The sequence below is a fragment of the Patiriisocius sp. genome, assembly GCF_051252435.1.
Lineage (GTDB): Bacteria > Bacteroidota > Bacteroidia > Flavobacteriales > Flavobacteriaceae > Patiriisocius.
Map to the genome: position 1 here is coordinate 1 of NZ_JBPOFW010000003.1, position 18,322 is coordinate 18,322.

Sequence of the window (18,322 nt, forward strand, 5' to 3'; positions counted from 1 at the left end):
TCTCTTTTGTTCTTTCTGATTAATGACTTAAAGTTATGTAATTATTAAAAATCAAACTTAAGACGTATATAAAAAATTGCTAGTTTAGGCTAAATTTAAAGGTCGTTGCACGTTTGCTACGTCTGATTTTCCTTCGGAAAATCCTCGCAAGCAAAAACGCAACTTTCCATATACATAAACGTTGTACTGCATTTTGACCCTGTACTTTCCTGAAATAGGTTGACTAAAAATTAATCATTTAATTACAGTCACTTATGAAAACGCAAAAAGACCACTGGCTAAAAAAAAGCTACCAAAAGACAACTTTAGAGACTAAACTTTTAGTCGTTGACCAAATCCTAAACGGACAACTATCCACAAACTTCGCCTCTAAAAAATATGACGTTCCCAGAACTACCATTAACTATTGGCTGAGAAAATACAGTACCTTAGTACAACAAAACACAGGTATGGGTAAAAACGATGAAATAAAAAAGCTTAGGGAACGTATTGAAGAACTAGAGTTTGTAAAGGACTTCCAGCAAGATATCATTGCTGAGATGGAACTCATTACAGGCGTCGACATGTCAAAAAACTCGTTGCCCAAATCATTAGCAAAAGAGATAGAGCTAAAGAAGAAAAACCGTTCAAAAGAAAATGGCTCTATCAATGCTTTGGGATCAGTAAACAAGCCTTCTACAAAAGAATCAAAACCCAACAAAAACAACAACTAGACCATCAAAAACTGATCATAATGGTCAAGGACTACCGTAAAAAAGTAGGGTCCAAAACTGGTGGTATCAAGCTCTATGATGCTCTTAAAAAAGACTTTATAAACGCTGATATCAAAATAGGCAGAGATAAGTTTTACCGCTTTTTAAGGCTAAACAAGCTGTTGGTACCTAAATCGAAAAATTACATCACAACAACAAATTCAAATCATATGTACAAAAAATATAAAAACCTGGTAAAAGACAAAGTTCCCACTAGACCGGAACAGCTCTGGGTAAGCGATATCACTTATATCAAAACTGAAAATGGACATAACTATCTAGCACTGGTCACGGACGCCTATTCAGAGCAGATTATGGGTTATGACCTAGACAGCCATATGAGAACGTCTCTTTGTACAAAGGCGCTCGCCATGGCCATTAAAAATAGAAAATTCCCTGACCAAGAGCTGATCCACCACTCGGACAGAGGTTTTCAATACTGTAACCCTAAATACACAGAGTTTGCAGAAAGTAACGGGATTACAATGAGTATGACCGAGCAATATGACCCTTATGAAAACGCTGTTGCGGAACGTATGAATAGAACTCTCAAATACGAATACGGCCTTAAGAAAACTATCAAAAATACCCAGCTCGCCCAACAAATGACAAAGCAAGCTGTCTATATTTACAATAACCTAAGAACGCATTTTAGCCTGGATCTAAGAAAACCGGCAGATGTCCATTTAAACCCAAACATCAAATACAAGTCCTATCGAAAAAATAAAGTAAATTTACCTGAACTGACAATTTAAAAACAGACCCAGTTCAAATTATTTTTTGCCTTCTAAACGGCTAAAAAAATCTTTTGAACGTGCAAAATTAACCTGAAAAAAGGTCAACCTATATCAGTATAATACAACCGTCCTGAATAAAGGCTACATAATTTTAAACATTATGTACAGAAATGACAAAGTAATTAGACGTTACAGTGAACCTTTTAAATTAAAAATCCTAGCAGAACTTAGTACTGGAAAGCACACAAAGAGCGAACTTTGCAAGCTCTATTCTATTGCACCAACAACAGTCAATGTATGGGTTAAAAAGTACAATCGTACTGACTTAATGAACACCAGGGTAAAAGTGGAAACAAAAGACGAGATATCTAGAATTAAAGAACTGCAAAAAGAGATTGAACAGCTTAAAAAACTACTGCTCAAAAAGGATCTGGATGCGCTGGTAGAAGAATCCTATCTAGAGGTGGCTGCAGAAGATCTCGGTTACAAATCTATTGCCGAACTAAAAAAAAGTTACGTATAAAGCCTTGATAAAGGCCAAGGGAAAATCTAGGGGATTTGCTTCTTTAACCACCATAACCCATTGTTTCGGGTTAAAACGTGATGCTTATTACAAGTATAAAGACAGGGCCGATACGAATTTAAAGCTAGAACAACAGATTATTGACATCGTTAGAAAAAGACGCAGATTCCTTCCTAGAGAAGGCGTACGGAAACTTATAAAATCATTAGATGTGGATTTCAATAAAGCCAATATTAAGGTAGGTAGAGATACTTTATTCAATGTTCTTAGAAAACATCAAATGCTGACACTCAGAAAGAAAACCACTGCCAGGACCACTAACTCCTATCATCGCTTTTATAAGTACAGCAACATTATAAAAGACATGGAAGTGACTAGGCCAAACCAAATTTGGGTCTCTGACATTACATACATCAGAACGGTAAAGTGCTTTTGCTATCTGGCGCTTACTACGGATATGCATTCCCGTAAGATTGTGGGTTATGACTTAAGTAACAGTCTGGAAATCAATGGCTGTGTGAGGGCTTTGAATAAAGCACTGTATCAAGCTAAAAACATTGAACAGCTTATCCACCATTCCGACAGGGGCATACAGTATTGTAGCAATGTGTACACGCAGATTCTAAAGAGAAACAACATAGGTATCAGTATGCAGAAGAAAACCATTGCTATGAAAATGCAATGGCCGAACGTGTAAATGGCATACTGAAAGATGAGTTCTATCTCGACCAGACCTTTGCTAACGTGCAACACGGAAAGAGAGCCACAAAAAGTGCAATTAAATTGTACAATGAAATAAGATTACATTTATCTTTAAACTATCGTACACCAAATATGGTATATAAATTAACAGCGTAAATCAATTTTAACCTGTAGCATATTTCAGGACAAGACATTATGAAAAAAAGCTTTCCAATTATAATATTGCTTTTATTTATTATCAGTTGCGACAAAAAAGCTGATAATAGAAAATATATGTATAACGGAAAATTAGTTACTATTCAAAAAGTAAAATTAAACGATACTTCATTTAGCGGTTATGGAGGAGAAAGTTATGAAAGTGGTGTCTTAAAATCTCTTACAATCTTTGAAAATGGCAAAATTGTAGACACACTAATTCGTTTTTATGAGAATGGCAATATCAAGAAAAAAGGAATGGTCAAAAATAATATGGAATATGGATGGTGGATATACAATAACGAAAATGGTAAACTAATTAAAAAGATTGAATGGTTTGGTATTAATGACAGTATTTATCCAAATCAAGAAATTTATTTTGATGAGAATGAGAATATTAAAATCAAACCAAATACATCTTTCGAATTACAAATTCCCGATACATTGCAGATTGGGAAAAATATTGCAAGGATAAATAATTACATAAGTGATGATAATAATATTGACACAAGATATTTATTCGTTTTAATTGAAAATTCATATTCAGATTTAGGCAAAAGAATGGACACTTTTACTTATGGTTCGCAAAATCCATTTTTCGGAATTAATGCAGAAAAAGTAGGGAGGAAATTAATTCAGGGAAGAATCAAAGAACAAACTTTAAAGACAGATACTATTGATGGAGACTCTCTTTCACTTGTGATAAAAGAACATTATAAATATTTTAAAAAAGAATTTTATGTTTCGGATAGTGGAAAAAGGTCCGCTTTAGATAGCATTTTACGTGCTGAATTTAAAAAGATGGCGAAGAATAACTAATCACAACAAAGAACAGAGATAAAAAACAACCTTTTTCTTCATTAAATTTTGACATTATTTTTGTGGGGCAAAATTATACTTTAATGCTCCCGCCCCTTATCTTAAAGATAATACGCTTAAATATTTCAGTTGGGAAACACAAATTGAATATAATTGAATATAATTGAATGGTAATAAATGATATAAAACAGACTTCGTTAGGATATATCATTAACAATTGAAAAAATAAATCATGGCAAATTTCCGAAGTCATTAAACATTATTTGTAATTAAAAAAATATGGGAAAATTGACCTTAAATGATGGAAATAAAATTCCTCTTATTGGATTTGGAACCTATAAATCCAAAGGGAGTGAGGGGATTGAATCTATAAAATCTGCCATTTCTAGCGGGTATTCTCTCATCGATACAGCGGCCATTTACGGAAATGAAGAAGAAATAGGAAAAGCAATAAAAGCGAGCGGAGTTTCAAGAGAAAGTCTATTTATTACAATCAAATTATGGCGCGAAAATTTAGGATACGAATCGACTAAAATAGAATTTGAAAAATCTCTAAAAAGACTTCAATTAGAGTATATTGACCTATATTTAATTCACTGGCCAGCTAACGATAAAAATTATGAAAACTGGCAAAAAACAAATGCTGAAACTTGGAAAGCGATGGAGGAATTGCAGGCCGAAAGCAAAATCAAGTCCATAGGTGTGAGCAATTTTTTTTGAAGAACATCTAAAAGCGTTATTGCAAACAGCCCATGTCGTTCCGTCAATCAATCAAATAGAATTTCACCCCGGTTATTGGCAACCGGCATTGACTGAATATTGCAAAAAACAAAATATTGCCGTTGAATCTTGGTCTCCATTAGCAAGAGGAAAAGTATTTGAAAATTATGTGCTTCAAAAAATTGCCAAAAAACATGAAAAATCTGTCGCACAAGTTTGCTTGAAATGGATTATGCAACACAAGGTGATTGTGATTCCAAAATCATCATCGCCTAAGCGAATAAAAGAGAATATCGACATATTCGATTTTCAACTTACTAATTCTGAAATGGAGCAAATCGACAACCTCCCACAAATGGGATTTAGCGGAGAACACCCAAACTTTTGGCCAGACAGAATTAACTAATTAAAGAGACTACCAAAATATTTATAAAATTATTTAGAAATATTTATTTTATGTCGCCTAAATCACTAGAAAATAACTTCTTGGCTTCGGCTAGTTTGAGATTAAAAAACATACTTACACCACTCCCCTTTCTAAGTTTTTTGAAATTTCACCAACATTAGTTAGAATGGTAGAATGGTAGAATGAAAAAGAGTTTTAAAGATTGATAATTATCAATCTTTAAAACTCTATAATTCAATTATTTGAAAAAAAAAAAAAATGATCTTAATCCACCGTTACATTTAGCGCTAAATTATTTGCGACTTGATTAATATCACTCATACAGTAATTCCATTCTGGCGAGCCTACTTCAAAACCAAAAACCTCTATTCTTACAGCATCATAATTATTTGATGCCGCGTTACCAGGATTCAAAAAAGTCCAAAGATCATCAGTTGCGGTATAGCCATAAATATCTGTGTATTTGTCAAATTGCCATCCATTAAAAAAAGCATTTTGCACATCTATTCCCTTTATATTTTTATGCTTGATAGGTGTTAAATAAATTGTAGGATTCGCGTTGATGCATACTTCCATACTTGACTTTTCTGGATGTATAATTGTTGATAAAGTTTCAACGGTTGAGTTTTTACCTGTTACTAATAGTACGTTGAAAACAATAAATGATAAAATGATTTTAGTTCGCATAATTTTAAAGTTTGGTGAGTGATAAAAATAAAATTTAATTTGAACCTAAGCTATGCGAAATCAGTCTGTTGACTAAAAAAAACGTTCGTTCACTAAAAAAATATTAATTTGAGTGCAATTAGAAGAATTTAAAGCTCAAACCAACCAAAAAACCGATGTTAAAATTACCCCATTTCCATCTCTTAAAACAATATCTAACAACTTCTTTTGCTTTACAATTTTCAAATTAAAAGGTGCTGCTAATAAGTCCACCCCGCTCCCCTTTTTCAACCTAGTTCCCTGTCCCGAAATAATATCAACATTAGGCCTAAAATCTTCATTGGGAAGATGCTCTGTTAAGATTACCAATTTATAATCAACCAATTTTTCAACAATGTTTAAAATTTCAGCATTAGAGAGATGTTGCAACACTTGTCTAAGAATGATACAATCGGCTACCGGCAAAGTATCTTCTGCAATATCCAAACAATGAAACTCTAAGTTTTCTTGCTGAAATTTTAATTTATTGTAATCTATTAGCTCAGGAACGATATCTAAAGCGATGTACTTTTCAGTAAATTCAACCAGCTCCTTCCCAATATTAAAATCTCCGCACCCCAAATCGCAAACTACCAGTGGTTCTTCAAAAGAAGATAAAAATGTTTTTACAGTATCAAGATACGGTTGCACTATTTCATCATTGTGAGAACCCTCGCCAGAATAAAAAGAAGCATCACCACCCCAAAGTTTAAGTGCATACACTTGCGCCATGGCATCTTTTGTGGGCCACGCTTTTTTCTTTTCTTTCGGCACATATTCTTTCTCTTTCATAATCCTAAAAATAAATTATTTATACTAAATCAAACCATAAAAAAGCTGTAAGATTTAATAGGAATTAATCTCTCATAAATTTATTAAATCCTGTTACTTTACCTTTGCAATTAATACAACGTAGAAATTTTAAATATAAAATCAATGCCCCTAAACATCGTTCTCATTGAACCTGAAATACCAAATAACACAGGTAATATTGGCAGGTTGAGTCTTGGCACTGGCTCGCATTTACACTTGGTGAAACCCTTTGGTTTTGAGATAGATGACAGCAGATTAAAACGCGCCGGACTTGATTATTGGAAACATTTAAACGTGACTTATTACGATTCGGTTGCGGAGTTTTTCTCACAGCATAAGGATGCCAAAATGGTATTTCTATCGAGCCACGGCACAAAGGAATACACTACAATCCCTTTTGAGGACAATCTTTTTATATGCTTCGGAAAAGAGTCGGTCGGGCTTTCTTCTGCTATTGTTTCAAAATACGAGAATTCGTTATATAAAATTCCGTTATTTAGTGAGCACATCCGTAGTTTGAATATTGCTAATGCAGTGGCGATTGTAGTTTACGAAGGAATTAGACAGTTGAAACTGTAGTCTTGAAATAATCTTGATTGTTATCATTCCTTAAAATTTCCGAAGCTACGCTTGAACTAATTTAAAGTTTGTTTTCCCTCATTATCTGTATCTTTAAACAAAAATTAAAGACGCCATAAAACTTTTGCTATGCTCAATTTAAAACTCGCCACAGACCCGAGATGGGTCACTATCGTTGAAAGTAATCTTGAAGAAATTTTGACAGATCACGCGTGGTGTGAGCAAAAAGCCGCTACAAATGCTATAACGATTATCACCTTAAATAGCGAACATGTTGAACTTGTTACGGAGCTTTTAAAATTGGCCCAAGAGGAATTGGAGCATTTTGAAATGGTACACGAAATCATTAAAAAACGTGGCTACAAATTGGGTCGCGAACGTAAGGACCATTATGTAAATCAATTGTTCCAATTTACCCGCTCCAAAACAAATAACCGCAAGGAAGCAATGGTTGATAGACTGTTGTTTTCGGCAATGATTGAGGCACGTAGTTGTGAGCGTTTCAAGTTATTGAGCGAGCGGATAAACGACAAAGAACTTTCTGAATTTTACAGAGAATTGATGATAAGTGAAGCTGGCCATTACACAACATTTTTAGGCTTCGCAAGGCAATACGGCGAAGGAGTTGATGTGGAAAAACGATGGAAAGAACTCATTGAATTTGAAGGCGAACTCATCAAAAGCTATGGAAAAAAAGAGACCATTCACGGCTAATGTAACGTTTGAAAATAAATTAAACAATAATGAAACTAATCCTAATTTTAATAACCATGGCACTGGTATCACAACCTCTTTTCGACTTTAATAAAAATGCAGATATTTCAAGCTGGACCATTGTCAATGATGGCGTAATGGGTGGTTTGTCAAAAAGTACCATTTCAATAAATGAAAACGGTCACGGCTTTTTCAAAGGTAAAATCTCTTTGGAGAACAATGGCGGTTTTGCTTCGGTGAGATTTGATTGCGGTAAGGTAAAAGTGAACAACCATAAATTTATCGCTCTCAGGATAAAAGGAGATGGCAAAAAGTACCAAATGCGAATAAAAGATGACAAAAATGCTCCAGAATCTTACATCAGTTTCGTCGAGACTACGGGAGATTGGGAAACTGTCAAAATAAAATTGAGTGATTTTTATCCCAGTTTTAGAGGGCGCACGCTAGACAAACCCAATTTTCAAGCAACTTCTTTTGAGGAATTTGGTATTCTCTTCGGAAATAAAAAAGAGGAAAGTTTTGAGCTTTTGATTGACCGTATCGAATTAGAATAACTTTCAATTGCACATTAGTTTCTATAATTTAACGTCACGATGAAAAACAAACTATCGCTAATAATTGCCGGAATTCTCGTTATACTTTCGGGGGTTTATGTGTCTTTGGGGATTTTTATTTATTCGGGAAAGCAAAGTGATAATTCTGGTTATTATTATTTAATACTCACGCTTTCAATCGTTATTTCTGGGATATTCATGTTAAGAAAAGGAATTATTACAAAAAAATAAAGCCTTATAATAATAACTTTATATAAAACTATTCTATTGAAAGCAGCAACGCTCGCACAAATTAAGAAAGAATTAAAACTTCGCTCGCCAGATGAAATTGAAGCGCTGTGCCTTCGTTTGGGTCGGTTTAAAAAAGAAAACAAGGAACTCCTCACCTACTTATTATTTGAGGCAGATGATGAGGAAGGATACGTGCAGCATATTAAAGAATATATCGACGAATTGTTTGATGGTATTACGAATACTAATTTCTACTACCTCAAAAAGAGCGTTCGGAAAATTTTAAAAGAGACAAAAAAATGCATTCGCTACTCAAACAGTAAAGAGACTGAAGTGGCACTACTCTTACATTTTTGCGATAGGCTTATTTCGTTCAAACCCTCCATAAAACGTAATACTACTCTGGTTAATTTGTACGAAAGACAGTTAGAGCTTGCAGATAAAAAGATTAAAGGATTACACCCAGATTTGCAATTGGATTATGAAAATGAGCTCGAAGAATTAAAGAATTGATTTTCTACGAATACTCGTTTAATTCATTTTTGTAGTTGCTTATTTTTTAACTTTGTGTCAATAAAACGAACTACTATGAAAGCATCTATCACCGCCATTATTTTTGGACTTGCAATTGTTATTGCATCTGCAGTATTGGGTAACGCATTTATGAACCGCAACAAATCACAGCGAACCATTGCCGTGACAGGACTTGGAAAAAGTGACTTTACGTCTGACTTGATTGTGTGGGAAGCACGATTTACCCGAAACAACACCAATCTTCAACAAGCGTACAAAGACCTTGAAAACGATAAAAATAAGGTGACACAATACCTTGCCGCAAAAGGTGTTCCTGCCGATAATGTGGTATTTAGTGCAGTAAGCACCAGTGAAAATAACGAACCAAATTATGGCCCTAACGGCAATTACATAGGCACCACATTTACAGGCTACAATTTATCCCAATCGGTTGAAATTAACTCTACGGATGTAAAAGGAATTGAAACAATTTCAAGAGAAATTACCGAGCTTTTAAACCAAGGCATTCAGTTGTATAGCTCTGCTCCGCGTTATTACTTCACAAAAATTGAAGATTTGAAAATCGAAATGATTTCGAGAGCAACAGAAAATGCTCGATTGAGAGCTGAGAAAATTGCAGAGAATTCAGGTTCCTCTTTGGGAGAACTCGTTGAAGCACGCATGGGTATTTTTCAAATTACGGGTCAAAATTCTGGTGAAGACTATTCTTGGGGAGGCGCTTATAATACGTCCTCAAAAGAAAAGACCACTTCGATTACTATGAAATTGACGTATAATGTGGATTAATTCTATTAATATATTTTCGGAAATATGACTACCCTCTACCACAATCCCCGCTGTTCAAAATCTCGTCAAGCCTTGCAATTACTTCAGGAAAAAGGTGAAACTGTTGATGTTGTTTTATATTTAAAAGATATTCCTTCGGTTGCCGAAATTAAAAATCTGTTGTCTTTGTTAGAAATTTCAGCAGAAGAACTTTTGAGAAAAGGAGAATCCATTTGGAAAGAAAAATTTAAAGGCAGAGAAATTTCCGAAGAAGAAATCATTCAAGCCATGCACGAACATCCCAAATTGATTGAGCGCCCCATTGCAATTAAAGGAACAAAAGCTATCATTGGCAGACCCCCAGAAAAGGTACTCCAACTTTAACTTTAGGATATTTTTGTTTAACATAACTTTGGCTTCTTTAGCATGAAACCTTATGGATCTTTGTGTGTCAAACTCAAAAAAAATTCATGAGAGTATTATTCACATTTATCTTGTTAGTGATTTCATTAACAACCTTCGCGCAGCAGAGCGATAAAGAAATCACAGTTAAAGGAAAAGTTCTCGAAAGCTCATCATCACTACCCTTAGAGTTTGCTACCATAGTTTTTGTAGATCAAAGCGGCAAAATTGTCACGGGAGGAATTACAGACCAAAATGGTATGTTTTCCATAGACTTGCAGGCAGGAACATATACGGTGCGTTACGAATTTATTTCTTTTGAAACCAAAGAACTTCCCAATCAAAGATTAACATCTAACATTACATTACCACCCGTTACTCTTAGTGAAAGCGACAATGTTTTAAACGAAGTTATTATTAGAGCCGAAACGACAGAAGTTCAAGTACGGCTTGATAAAAAGATATATAATATAGGTAAAGATTTAACCACTAGCGGTGCCAACGTGGGTGATGCTTTAAATAATGTACCGTCAGTAACAGTAGATGTAGAAGGTGCAATCGCGCTTCGCGGAAATGAAAATGTGCGTATTCTTATTAACGGAAAACCCTCTGCGATTGCAGGCTTTGGTTCTACAGATGCATTACGACAATTACCTGCCGATGCTATTGAACGTGTGGAAGTAATTACATCGCCATCGGCTCGCTATGACGCTGAAGGAACTGCTGGAATATTGAATATCATTCTTAAAAAAGAAAAGACTTTAGGAGTTAACGGATCCATAAATACGAGTGTGGGAGTTCCAACTTCGAGTAATGTCTCCGGAAATATTAATGTAAGAACAGATAAATTCAACATTTTTAATACCACGGGATATCGTTATAGAAATGCACCTGGGAATGCTTTTTTCTCTAATTTCTATAAAAATATAGACTCGATTGCCACTCCGGACAGAAATCCTTTGGTAACGGAAAAAAGAATTTTTGAAAGAGAGGACAAAGGCTTCAATACAAATCTAGGTATTGAATATTTTTTGACGGATGCTTCAAGTATCACAGCAACAGGTTTTCTGCGCATTGGGAAAGATGATGATATCACAACAAACACAGCGAACGAATTTGGTTTCAACAACGATTTGGCCATCTCTCGTCTTCGTATCGAAAATGAGTTGGAGGATGATGTTAATTATCAATTTTCACTAAATTATATCAATAATCTTGATGAAGATGGACACAAACTTACCGCAGATGTGCAATACGAAATAGGAAGTGAAGAAGAAATGTCTTTAATTACCGAAGAAAATACATTTCCATCAAGTGAACTTTTACCTTCTGAAATGATAACAAATCTAGAAGATGAAACCGAATTTTTGGCGCAAGTTGATTATGTAAGACCAATAGGAGAAAACGCTCAATTTGAAGCGGGTGCAAGAGCTAATTTTGAAGAAACAATTACAGATTACACGTTATTGGAAGAGGATGTTGCAGGTGGAACTTTTATTATAGACGATGGATTGACAAACGTTTTCACGTATAATGAAAATGTACTTGCCGCTTATTCTCAATACGGAAATAAATTTGGGAAGTTTTCTTTTCTATTAGGTCTACGTGTTGAAAATACGCAACTTAAAGGTAAAGTTGATGCTATTGATACTTCAGACAACACAAATAGCGATTTTAATATTGATTTTGACAAAAACTATACTGGTCTCTTCCCTACTGTAAATTTAATTTATGAATTGGGCGAACGAGAAAATGTAACACTTGGTTATAACAGAAGAATCAACCGCCCTCGTGGTCGTTTTATCAATCCGTTTCCTAGTCGCTCAAGTGAAGCAAATGTGTTTCAGGGAAATCCAAATTTAGATCCTGCGTATGCAAGCGCTTTTGATTTAGGGTATATAAAGAGATGGGATAAACTAACATTGACATCTTCTATTTACTATCAAAATGAAACAAATGCTTTTGAAAGAATTCAAGAAGATACAGGCGAATTAACAGGAAATGGTATTCCAATTATTAGAACCTTACCTATTAATCTTTCTACAAATGAACGCTACGGTGCCGAAGCTGGAGTACTATATAATCCAGCAAAATGGTTAAGACTTAATGGTAGTTTCAATTATTTTCTATTTAAAACTGTGGGAGAATTCAACAACGTTGACTATGGAGCCGAAAATAGTAGTTGGTTCGCTCGTGGTAGCGCAAAAGTATCTTTGCCCGCTAAGATTGACTGGCAGACAAATGCGTTTTATCGTGGCCCAAGTAATAACGCACAGACCGAGACCGAAGGAATACTCTCTGTAGATCTTGCATTTAGTAAAGATATTATGGACGATAATGGTACAATTGGATTGAATGTGAGTGATCTTTTTAATACAAGAAAAAGAATGTCAATTACCGATACTGACACATTTACAAGTGAAAGCGAATTTCAATGGAGACAGCGCCAAGTAACAGTAAACTTTACGTACCGATTTAATCAAAAGAAGAAAAGAGAAAGAGGAAATCGTGATGGTGGAGATGATGACGGCGATTTTGAAGGATAAGATTGAAAAAATTTAAAACTAAAAAAGGAAGCTCATTGAGCTTCCTTTTTTTATAATAGAATAAATTAAATTATTTCTTCTCGTTTTTCTTAGCTTCACGCTTTAGCTTAATACTCTCAATCAATGCGCCACCAATCCAATAAGGAATAATTGATACTAAAAATATCATCAACCAAAATCCGATAGTTAAGATGGTTAAAAATGCAAGAAATCCTAGGTATTGGTCAAAATCGAACATAATAGCGTGTTTAGTTTCCGCAAAGATAAAATGAATTTTTGTTTTTAAGAATACTTCCCAATAGTTTTTCAACAAATTATTAACGAAAGAAATCTTACTTTTGCATCACTAAAAAATACTACGAAACATGACAAAATTCAGAATAGAAAAAGACACAATGGGCGAGATTCAAGTGCCTGCTAATGTGCTATGGGGCGCACAAACTGAACGTTCTAGAAATAATTTTAAAATTGGTGCTCCGGGATCAATGCCTTTAGAAATTGTATATGGATTTGCTTATTTAAAAAAAGCAGCAGCATATTCGAATTGTGAACTTGGTGTCCTTTCAGAAGAAAAAAGAGATTTAATAGCAAAAGTTTGTGATGAGATTTTAGAGGGGAAACATGACGACCAATTTCCATTGGTCATTTGGCAAACTGGAAGTGGTACCCAAAGCAATATGAATGTCAACGAAGTGATTGCCCATAGAGCGCATCAATTAACTGGTCATACTATAGGTGAAGGTGAAAAAACGTTACAACCCAATGATGACGTAAATAAATCACAATCTTCAAACGACACCTTCCCTACGGGAATGCATATTGCGGCGTACAAAAAGTTGGTTGAAAATACTATTCCTGGCGTTGAAGCGCTACATAAAACATTGGCGAGCAAATCAAAAGAGTTTGCTTCTGTGGTAAAAATTGGAAGAACACATTTAATGGACGCTACACCTTTAACACTTGGACAAGAGTTTAGTGGGTATGCCTCTCAATTGGCACACGGTTTAAAAGCACTAAAAAACACATTACCACATTTAAGTGAGTTGGCACTTGGCGGAACTGCAGTAGGAACAGGAATCAATACACCAAAAGGATATGCTGAAAACGTAGCTGGATACATTGCTAAGTTTACAAACTTACCTTTTGTTACTGCTGAAAATAAATTTGAAGCCTTAGCGGCTCACGATGCTATTGTTGAAAGCCATGGAGCACTGAAACAATTAGCTGTTTCATTAAATAAAATAGCAAACGACATTAGAATGCTAGCAAGTGGACCTCGAAGCGGAATCGGCGAAATAACCATTCCTGCAAATGAGCCAGGTTCTTCCATTATGCCAGGAAAAGTAAATCCTACTCAATGCGAAGCTTTAACGATGGTGTGTGCACAAGTAATAGGTAATGACGTTGCAATTAGCGTAGGTGGAATGCAAGGACACTATGAATTAAACGTATTTAAACCTGTAATGGCCGCAAACATATTGCAAAGTGCTCAATTGATTGGTGATGCATGTGTGTCTTTTGACGAACACTGCGCACAAGGAATTGAAGCAAATACTGAAGTAATAAAAAACCAACTCAACAACTCGTTAATGTTAGTGACTGCATTGAACCCAAAAATAGGTTATTATAAAGCTGCTGAAATTGCAAATACAGCGCATAAAAATGGTACTACTTTAAAAGAAGAAGCTGTAAACCTAGGCTATTTAACCGAAAGTGAATTTGACCAATGGGTAAAACCTGAAAATATGGTAGGTAATTAGTATTCAAAATTTCTGATAAATGTTAACGCCTTTTTTATAAAGGCGTTTTTTTTTATGCATTTCATCGATTAAATGCATTTTTTTAAGGTTAAGTGTATTTATTTTGTATCTTTCCAGTCCCAAATAGAAAATGCTTATTTATGAAACTTAGAAAATTACCCCCCGCGCTTCTACTTGCTCTATTTTTTACCATTGCTCAAACTTCAGCAACCAATGTAAAGACTAAAGCTTTAGATACCAATTTTCAGCAACTCATTAAAGTTGAGAAAATAGACAGTGAAAAACAAACCATCACTAATTCTTCAAATTCAACAGATAGCAACACAGCTATTCAAGTAATTGAGACACATCCAGAAAATAGTATTCAAACAACAGCAATTTCAGAAAAAGAAATTGTAACAGCAGATTCTAAATCTGTAGTTTTTGATAGTTGTATCTTTTCATCTGGATTTTTCTACGGAATTATGTCAATGATTATACTCATTAATCTATTATGCTTCTTACTATTTAGCGACAAGGTTTTTGGATATTTTGCCCTTTCGGTAACTACTATCGTAACTTTAATATTTAGTACAGATAGTTTAATTCCACTTCTTTTTGAAAACTTGACTTCATTTAGCACACAGATTGAGACAACTCTATTAGTAATATCAACTGTTACATTATCGGTATTTTCTTCAAAATATTTAAATCTAAAAGATTCTTATCCAAGGCTTAAATCTATAACGCTTCCATTGCTTATTATCGCTGGATTGCTCACTACAATATCTTGGTTTGTAAAGGACACAACAGTAATGATGGCGGCTTCCTTTATTTCATTCACGGTGATGCTAGCTTATTTTGCCGCAGGAATTATTCTTTTTTCAAGTAAAAATTACGCAAAATTTTATGTTATTGCTTCTAGTATTCCTTTGTTATTTAGTATCGATTATTTTCTATTAGGAGGAATGGGAATTGACTTTCTAGGCACCCAAACAATCCACATTAAAGTTGCCGTTGGCATTCAAATGTTATTGATGACATACGCCATTGTGTACCGCATGCAAGCATTAAAAGATGAATTAATTTTAAGACAAACCGAAATGAAAATATTCCTAGCCCGCGAAGAAGAAATGTCAAGAAGCAGCTTATCGCAAATGATGAAAGATGAGTATTTAGAAAACCTTATCATGCAATATGATTTGGATGGCATCGAGATTAAATTGTTGCAATACATTTCAGAAGACAAAACCAACCAAAAAATTGCAAAAAGATTCAACACCACCGTGAGTGAAGTTGAAGAGATGACAAAAGACTTATACCGTAAATTAGAAATCAGTGAAGCTATTGAGCAGGACCATCGCATGCTAGAAGCTCAGCCCGATTATCTCTATAATTAAACGAACTATCCCCAATTTGTAAAAGCCATCTTTAGAAATAAAGATGGCTTTTTTTCTGTGGAAAAGTGACCAAAATTAAATCTCGCAGTATTTAAATACACATGCAACAAACTATATAACTAAGTAATATTTAAATTTTAAAGACTCCCCATCCACAGCTCGTCACTTAAACTTTTTGAGTATTTTCGCCTAAAGAAAAAACATCATTGGATTTAGCACTTTTAGAACATTTACAAGAATATTTGACCGAGCGCAGAATACAACGTTTTGAGTCAATCTTAACCGAGCGGACACGGCATTTTCATGTGGTTACCGAAGACGTCTATCAATTGCACAACACGAGCGCGGTGATGCGCACTTGCGATGTGTTTGGCGTGCAGGACCTGAGTATTGTCGAAGAAATTAACTCGAAGGATATAGATAAAGAAATTGCTATGGGTGCGCAAAAATGGGTCAACCTCAATAGGTATAATTCCATAAAAACCTGCATGAATGACCTTCGCGAACAAGGCTACCAAATTGTCGCAACATCGCCGCATGAAGAGTCTGTAGAATTACATGATTTTGATGTGACAAAAAAGAGTGCTTTTTTCTTCGGAAAAGAGAAAGAAGGACTCAGTGACGTTGTCTTAAAAAATGCCGATGTATCCCTAAAAATACCAATGTATGGCTTTACCGAAAGTTTAAATATTTCAGTTTCCGCAGCTATTATATTGCAACATGTAGTTACAAAGCTTCGGAAAAGTGACATTGATTGGCAAATTTCCGAAGAAGAAAGAAACGAATTGCGAATAGAATGGGCAAAAAATACAATTAAAAGCAGTGACGAAATTGTAGAACGCTTTTATGAAGAAAAATAAGCGTATCAGTTTGAGCGCCCGCCAGTATGAAAATTTCTTTCGGGCTTGAAGTCGAAGCTAAACAGATATAAAATAACAACTCACATGAAATTTATTATAATCATTCTTTTAGCGCTCACCACAGCAAAAAGTTGTGACACAACAAAAATAGAAGCCGTAACCTACGAAGCTTCCACCCGCGGATTCTACAAAAAGATAGTTGCGACGCAAGACGCCTTGATTATTTCCAATACTAGGAATGAGAAGGATAATATTCAAAATCCAATGGCGGCCTCCACTTGGGAAACAATAAATACTAAGATTAGAGAAATTGAACTCAAAAAAATGGAGAGTCTGCAAAGACCGTCAACCGACAGCTATTTTGATGGTGCGGCTTCGGCAACATTGAACATTGCTACGAAAGAAAACGACTACACCTCTACCCCATTCGATGCAGGAAATCCGCCGGAAGAATTAAAACAACTTATTGTATATTTAGAATTATTAGCAAAAGACTAAAAATTATGGAAATGAATACGTTCAGTTGGGTGGAAATACCCGTAGTAAATATGGAACGTGCTATTTCATTTTATGAAAAAGTGCTAGATGTAAAAATTGTTCTTAAAGATTTTGGCGAATTAAAAATGGGATGGTTTCCTTCAAAAGGTGAGGCTTACGGAGCCACAGGAACATTAATTCAAAATGATAATTACGTACCTAGTGAAACTGGTACTCTCGCATATTTTGGGTGTAAAAATCTTCAAAAAGAACTAGACAAGGTTGAAAATGCTGGAGGAAAAATCTTAAAACCAAAAACACAAATTTCCCCAGACCATGGCTACATGGCAGTGATTATGGATACCGAAGGAAATCGTGTGGCATTGAATTCGAGAGCTTAAACCCTAAAAATTCTATTCTCAAAACAAAAATCAAAACCTCTAAGATGAAATTAGTCTTCGCAACTCACAATCAGAACAAATTCAACGAAGTAAAATTATTGCTTCCTAAGACAATTGAATTATTAAGTTTGACAGATATCAATTGTCACGAAGAAATCCCTGAGACAGCCGACACCATTAGTGGAAACGCTATTTTAAAAGTAGAGTTTATAAAAGATAAATACGGCTTGGATTGTTTTGCAGATGATACCGGTTTGGAAGTAACATCACTCAATTATGAACCCGGAGTTTATAGTGCACGTTACGCAGGTGAACCAAGCGATAGCGAAGCAAATATGAAAAAATTATTAGAGAAATTGGCCGGCAAAAAAGACCGTAGTGCCTGTTTTAAAACGGTAATTGCATTATCGTATAACGAAGTTGATGTTCTATTTGAAGGGCTTTGCGAAGGCACAATTACAAAAACAAAACGAGGTGAAAAAGGTTTTGGCTACGACCCCATCTTTCTCCCCAATGGAAAAATACAAACTTTTGCCGAAATGTCTCTAGAAGAAAAAAGCGAAATCGGTCACCGTGGAAAAGCCATGCGGCAGTTAATTTCTTATTTTAGTTAAACATTTTTTTAAAACACGACTAAAGGGAATCAAGAGACAATACAAAATGTTTTGAATGAAAAATATTCTAAATGAATCTTGTTTACCAAAATGAGCTAAGCGAGTGCTACTGTTTCTTAGTTCTTATTTCCGCT

At 34.8% G+C, this 18,322-nt stretch carries 24 protein-coding genes; 21 read left to right on the top strand and 3 right to left on the bottom strand.

The features are described from left to right. Positions 1-254: 254 nt before the first annotated feature. The 8 genes from ACSHW7_RS07445 (at position 255) to ACSHW7_RS07480 (ending at position 4,854) form a co-directional block, all read left to right on the top strand. Positions 255-713: a transposase gene (locus ACSHW7_RS07445; RefSeq protein ID WP_435678715.1), complete on the top strand. Its 459-nt coding sequence runs from the start codon at positions 255-257 to the stop codon at positions 711-713. Then, positions 659-1,507: an IS3 family transposase gene (locus ACSHW7_RS07450; RefSeq protein WP_435679126.1), complete on the top strand. Its 849-nt coding sequence runs from the start codon at positions 659-661 to the stop codon at positions 1,505-1,507. Before ACSHW7_RS07445 ends, ACSHW7_RS07450 begins: the two co-directional genes overlap by 55 nt. Positions 1,508-1,649: 142 nt before the next feature. Further along, positions 1,650-2,012 (top strand): transposase, encoded by a 363-nt coding sequence (locus tag ACSHW7_RS07455; RefSeq protein ID WP_435678716.1) that lies wholly within the window; start codon positions 1,650-1,652, stop codon positions 2,010-2,012. A gap of 4 nt (positions 2,013-2,016) precedes the next feature. After that, entirely contained in the window at positions 2,017-2,709 is a 693-nt protein-coding gene (locus tag ACSHW7_RS07460; protein WP_435678717.1) for a transposase, read from the top strand. Beyond that, entirely contained in the window at positions 2,694-2,870 is a 177-nt protein-coding gene (locus tag ACSHW7_RS07465) for an integrase core domain-containing protein (RefSeq protein WP_435678718.1), read from the top strand. The genes ACSHW7_RS07460 and ACSHW7_RS07465 overlap by 16 nt, the downstream gene beginning before the upstream one ends. A gap of 39 nt (positions 2,871-2,909) precedes the next feature. Then, positions 2,910-3,728 (top strand): toxin-antitoxin system YwqK family antitoxin, encoded by an 819-nt coding sequence (locus tag ACSHW7_RS07470; RefSeq protein ID WP_435678719.1) that lies wholly within the window; start codon positions 2,910-2,912, stop codon positions 3,726-3,728. 279 nt (positions 3,729-4,007) lie between these two features. Then, a complete protein-coding gene (locus tag ACSHW7_RS07475; RefSeq protein ID WP_435678720.1) occupies positions 4,008-4,448 on the top strand; it encodes an aldo/keto reductase in 441 nt (146 codons plus the stop codon). 19 nt (positions 4,449-4,467) lie between these two features. Then, a complete protein-coding gene (locus ACSHW7_RS07480) occupies positions 4,468-4,854 on the top strand; it encodes an aldo/keto reductase (protein ID WP_435678721.1) in 387 nt (128 codons plus the stop codon). Between the two features lie 264 nt (positions 4,855-5,118). On the opposite strand, the gene ACSHW7_RS07485 is transcribed toward ACSHW7_RS07480, so the two are convergent. Both ACSHW7_RS07485 and ACSHW7_RS07490 read right to left on the bottom strand, forming a co-directional pair. After that, positions 5,119-5,541, bottom strand: coding sequence for a hypothetical protein (locus ACSHW7_RS07485; RefSeq protein ID WP_435678722.1), 423 nt, complete (start codon positions 5,539-5,541; stop codon positions 5,119-5,121). A gap of 135 nt (positions 5,542-5,676) precedes the next feature. Next, positions 5,677-6,351 (bottom strand): class I SAM-dependent methyltransferase, encoded by a 675-nt coding sequence (locus ACSHW7_RS07490; RefSeq protein ID WP_435678723.1) that lies wholly within the window; start codon positions 6,349-6,351, stop codon positions 5,677-5,679. 144 nt (positions 6,352-6,495) lie between these two features. Between ACSHW7_RS07490 and ACSHW7_RS07495 the strand changes: the two genes are divergently transcribed. From ACSHW7_RS07495 to ACSHW7_RS07525, 7 genes are all read left to right on the top strand, one after another. Beyond that, a complete protein-coding gene (locus ACSHW7_RS07495) occupies positions 6,496-6,951 on the top strand; it encodes a tRNA (cytidine(34)-2'-O)-methyltransferase (RefSeq protein WP_435678724.1) in 456 nt (151 codons plus the stop codon). Positions 6,952-7,080: 129 nt separating this feature from the next. Then, the gene (locus tag ACSHW7_RS07500; protein ID WP_435678725.1) at positions 7,081-7,665 is read left to right on the top strand and encodes a tRNA-(ms[2]io[6]A)-hydroxylase; all 585 of its coding nucleotides are present in this window, start codon (positions 7,081-7,083) and stop codon (positions 7,663-7,665) included. Positions 7,666-7,694: 29 nt separating this feature from the next. After that, entirely contained in the window at positions 7,695-8,219 is a 525-nt protein-coding gene (locus ACSHW7_RS07505) for a CIA30 family protein (RefSeq protein ID WP_435678726.1), read from the top strand. 267 nt (positions 8,220-8,486) lie between these two features. After that, the gene (locus ACSHW7_RS07510) at positions 8,487-8,963 is read left to right on the top strand and encodes a hypothetical protein (protein WP_435678727.1); all 477 of its coding nucleotides are present in this window, start codon (positions 8,487-8,489) and stop codon (positions 8,961-8,963) included. A 75-nt stretch (positions 8,964-9,038) separates the two neighbouring features. Further along, complete coding sequence (locus tag ACSHW7_RS07515; protein ID WP_435678728.1) at positions 9,039-9,770, top strand: SIMPL domain-containing protein; 732 nt, start codon at positions 9,039-9,041, stop codon at positions 9,768-9,770. 24 nt (positions 9,771-9,794) lie between these two features. Continuing rightward, positions 9,795-10,133: an arsenate reductase (glutaredoxin) gene (gene arsC / locus ACSHW7_RS07520; protein ID WP_435678729.1), complete on the top strand. Its 339-nt coding sequence runs from the start codon at positions 9,795-9,797 to the stop codon at positions 10,131-10,133. 86 nt (positions 10,134-10,219) lie between these two features. Further along, positions 10,220-12,697, top strand: coding sequence for a TonB-dependent receptor domain-containing protein (locus tag ACSHW7_RS07525; protein ID WP_435678730.1), 2,478 nt, complete (start codon positions 10,220-10,222; stop codon positions 12,695-12,697). 70 nt (positions 12,698-12,767) lie between these two features. On the opposite strand, the gene ACSHW7_RS07530 is transcribed toward ACSHW7_RS07525, so the two are convergent. Then, on the bottom strand, positions 12,768-13,010 hold the full coding sequence (locus ACSHW7_RS07530) for a hypothetical protein (protein WP_435679134.1): 243 nt from the start codon (positions 13,008-13,010) through the stop codon (positions 12,768-12,770). A gap of 52 nt (positions 13,011-13,062) precedes the next feature. On the opposite strand from ACSHW7_RS07530, the gene fumC reads away from it, so the two are divergent. From fumC to ACSHW7_RS07560, 6 genes are all read left to right on the top strand, one after another. Continuing rightward, a complete protein-coding gene (gene fumC, locus ACSHW7_RS07535; RefSeq protein WP_435678731.1) occupies positions 13,063-14,457 on the top strand; it encodes a class II fumarate hydratase in 1,395 nt (464 codons plus the stop codon). A 140-nt stretch (positions 14,458-14,597) separates the two neighbouring features. Beyond that, complete coding sequence (locus ACSHW7_RS07540) at positions 14,598-15,836, top strand: 7TM diverse intracellular signaling domain-containing protein (protein WP_435678732.1); 1,239 nt, start codon at positions 14,598-14,600, stop codon at positions 15,834-15,836. Positions 15,837-16,042: 206 nt separating this feature from the next. Beyond that, complete coding sequence (locus tag ACSHW7_RS07545) at positions 16,043-16,696, top strand: TrmH family RNA methyltransferase (RefSeq protein WP_435678733.1); 654 nt, start codon at positions 16,043-16,045, stop codon at positions 16,694-16,696. Between the two features lie 84 nt (positions 16,697-16,780). Further along, a complete protein-coding gene (locus tag ACSHW7_RS07550; protein WP_435678734.1) occupies positions 16,781-17,194 on the top strand; it encodes a hypothetical protein in 414 nt (137 codons plus the stop codon). A 5-nt stretch (positions 17,195-17,199) separates the two neighbouring features. Beyond that, positions 17,200-17,574 carry a VOC family protein gene (locus ACSHW7_RS07555; RefSeq protein ID WP_435678735.1) on the top strand — a complete coding sequence of 125 codons (375 nt, stop codon included), beginning with the start codon at positions 17,200-17,202 and terminating at the stop codon, positions 17,572-17,574. A gap of 44 nt (positions 17,575-17,618) precedes the next feature. Continuing rightward, positions 17,619-18,188 (top strand): non-canonical purine NTP diphosphatase, encoded by a 570-nt coding sequence (locus ACSHW7_RS07560; protein WP_435678736.1) that lies wholly within the window; start codon positions 17,619-17,621, stop codon positions 18,186-18,188. Positions 18,189-18,322: the final 134 nt, after the last annotated feature.

What these genes read in the sequence shown, in the direction of transcription:
- ACSHW7_RS07525 (WP_435678730.1), top strand. Translation starts at nt 10,220, where the DNA reads ATGAGAGTATTATTCACATTTATCTTGTTAGTGATTTCATTAACAACC.
- ACSHW7_RS07490 (WP_435678723.1), bottom strand. Translation starts at nt 6,351, where the DNA reads ATGAAAGAGAAAGAATATGTGCCGAAAGAAAAGAAAAAAGCGTGGCCC.
- ACSHW7_RS07465 (WP_435678718.1), top strand. Translation starts at nt 2,694, where the DNA reads ATGGCCGAACGTGTAAATGGCATACTGAAAGATGAGTTCTATCTCGAC.
- ACSHW7_RS07470 (WP_435678719.1), top strand. Translation starts at nt 2,910, where the DNA reads ATGAAAAAAAGCTTTCCAATTATAATATTGCTTTTATTTATTATCAGT.
- ACSHW7_RS07515 (WP_435678728.1), top strand. Translation starts at nt 9,039, where the DNA reads ATGAAAGCATCTATCACCGCCATTATTTTTGGACTTGCAATTGTTATT.
- ACSHW7_RS07550 (WP_435678734.1), top strand. Translation starts at nt 16,781, where the DNA reads ATGAAATTTATTATAATCATTCTTTTAGCGCTCACCACAGCAAAAAGT.
- ACSHW7_RS07445 (WP_435678715.1), top strand. Translation starts at nt 255, where the DNA reads ATGAAAACGCAAAAAGACCACTGGCTAAAAAAAAGCTACCAAAAGACA.
- ACSHW7_RS07500 (WP_435678725.1), top strand. Translation starts at nt 7,081, where the DNA reads ATGCTCAATTTAAAACTCGCCACAGACCCGAGATGGGTCACTATCGTT.
- ACSHW7_RS07485 (WP_435678722.1), bottom strand. Translation starts at nt 5,541, where the DNA reads ATGCGAACTAAAATCATTTTATCATTTATTGTTTTCAACGTACTATTA.
- ACSHW7_RS07495 (WP_435678724.1), top strand. Translation starts at nt 6,496, where the DNA reads ATGCCCCTAAACATCGTTCTCATTGAACCTGAAATACCAAATAACACA.
- ACSHW7_RS07540 (WP_435678732.1), top strand. Translation starts at nt 14,598, where the DNA reads ATGAAACTTAGAAAATTACCCCCCGCGCTTCTACTTGCTCTATTTTTT.
- ACSHW7_RS07475 (WP_435678720.1), top strand. Translation starts at nt 4,008, where the DNA reads ATGGGAAAATTGACCTTAAATGATGGAAATAAAATTCCTCTTATTGGA.
- ACSHW7_RS07555 (WP_435678735.1), top strand. Translation starts at nt 17,200, where the DNA reads ATGGAAATGAATACGTTCAGTTGGGTGGAAATACCCGTAGTAAATATG.
- ACSHW7_RS07505 (WP_435678726.1), top strand. Translation starts at nt 7,695, where the DNA reads ATGAAACTAATCCTAATTTTAATAACCATGGCACTGGTATCACAACCT.
- ACSHW7_RS07455 (WP_435678716.1), top strand. Translation starts at nt 1,650, where the DNA reads ATGTACAGAAATGACAAAGTAATTAGACGTTACAGTGAACCTTTTAAA.
- ACSHW7_RS07560 (WP_435678736.1), top strand. Translation starts at nt 17,619, where the DNA reads ATGAAATTAGTCTTCGCAACTCACAATCAGAACAAATTCAACGAAGTA.
- fumC (WP_435678731.1), top strand. Translation starts at nt 13,063, where the DNA reads ATGACAAAATTCAGAATAGAAAAAGACACAATGGGCGAGATTCAAGTG.
- arsC (WP_435678729.1), top strand. Translation starts at nt 9,795, where the DNA reads ATGACTACCCTCTACCACAATCCCCGCTGTTCAAAATCTCGTCAAGCC.